The organism is Paenibacillus whitsoniae, assembly GCF_003955665.1.
Lineage (GTDB): Bacteria > Bacillota > Bacilli > Paenibacillales > NBRC-103111 > Paenibacillus_E > Paenibacillus_E whitsoniae.
Map to the genome: position 1 here is coordinate 1 of NZ_RXHU01000150.1, position 1,473 is coordinate 1,473.

The window sequence follows — 1,473 nt, forward strand, 5'->3', positions numbered from 1 at the left end:
AACATCCACGTCGGCGGCGCTTACGGCGATAAAGCGAAGGCGGCTGGGCGCTTCGTGACGAACTTCCGGGCGCTGCGCCCGCCGATTCAAGCGCGCATCACGCTCGAGAACGACGACAAGACGTTCAACGCCATCGAGACGCTGGCGATTGCCGAGCAGGTCGGCGCGCCGATGGTGCTCGACGTGCACCACCATGCCGTCAACAACGAAGGCGAGGATGCCGTGCAGCTCTGGCCGCGCATCCAGGAGACGTGGCTGCAGCGAGCCCGCCGCTACAGCGCAGAAGAGCCGGCGGCCAATCTGCCGCCGAAGATCCACGTCTCGAGCCCCAAGAGCGAGACCGACCCGCGCAGCCATGCGGATTATGTGGAGGTGGGGCCGTTGTGGGCTTTTTTACAGGGGATTGCTCCCGTTACCCCGCAGCTCGACATCATGATCGAGGCCAAAATGAAGGACGACGCCCTGTTCCGGCTCATGGACGATTTGAAGCGGATGGATGGCGTGACGGTGGTGAATCAGGCTTCTGTCATGATCTAGCCGCCTTGTACAGAAAACCGCTCGAATACTCAGAATTGTCTTGAATTGTTGGACAAAATCGGGTACGTTGATGAATGGGAAGTTATGACGCACAATCCAATGGGAGAGGGGCAATAAATCCACCATGAGTCAATTATTAACAGGCAAAAATATACTCGTTATGGGCGTCGCCAATGACCGCAGCATCGCTTGGGCCATCGCACAATCGTTAGCAGCGCAAGGCGCGAACCTTGTGTTTACTTTTGAAAATGAGCGCGTCGAGGAACGCGTACGCAAGCTTGCGGACACGATTCCAGGCTCGGCGCTGCTGCCTTGCAACGTCACCGTGGACAGCGAGATCGATGCGCTGGCGGTAGCGCTGAAAGAGCGTTTTGGCGTTGTACACGGCCTTGTACATAGCATTGCTTTCGCGAAAACCGAAGAGCTGGACGGCCAATTCGTGGACACGTCCCGCGACGGCTTCGCGCTTGCGCACGACATCAGTGCGTACTCGCTGGTGGCGGTGTCCCAGCGGATCTACCCGCTGATGACCGAAGGCGGCTCCATCATGACGATGACGTACCTCGGCGCCGAGCGCGCGATGAAGAACTACAACGTCATGGGCGTAGCCAAAGCCGCGCTGGAAGCGAGCGTACGCTACCTGGCCGCAGACCTCGGCCAATATGGCATCCGCGTGAACGGCATCTCCGCCGGTCCGATCCGTACGCTGGCGGCGAAAGGGATCAAAGACTTCAACTCGATCCTCCGCCAAGTGGAAGAAAAAGCGCCGCTGCGCAAAACGACCGAAACCGCCGAAGTCGGCGACACGGCGATGTTCCTGATGAGTCACCTTTCACGGGGCATCACGGGCGAAGTGATTTACGTCGACGGCGGCTACAACATCGTAGGCGTATAAATTGGACAAACCGTACGGCCACATGAGGCTGTGCGGTTTTT

The 1,473-nt window shown here is 58.7% G+C and carries 1 protein-coding gene and 1 pseudogene; both read left to right on the forward strand.

Features of this window, described 5'->3' with window-relative positions; translation table 11 throughout:
- A pseudogene (locus EJQ19_RS31250) lies at positions 1-537 on the forward strand (UV DNA damage repair endonuclease UvsE); the annotation flags it as partial.
- A 124-nt stretch (positions 538-661) separates the two neighbouring features.
- Positions 662-1,432, forward strand: a complete 771-nt coding sequence (fabI, locus tag EJQ19_RS31255; RefSeq protein WP_126145120.1) for an enoyl-ACP reductase FabI — start codon at positions 662-664, stop codon at positions 1,430-1,432.
- Positions 1,433-1,473 lie beyond the last annotated feature (41 nt).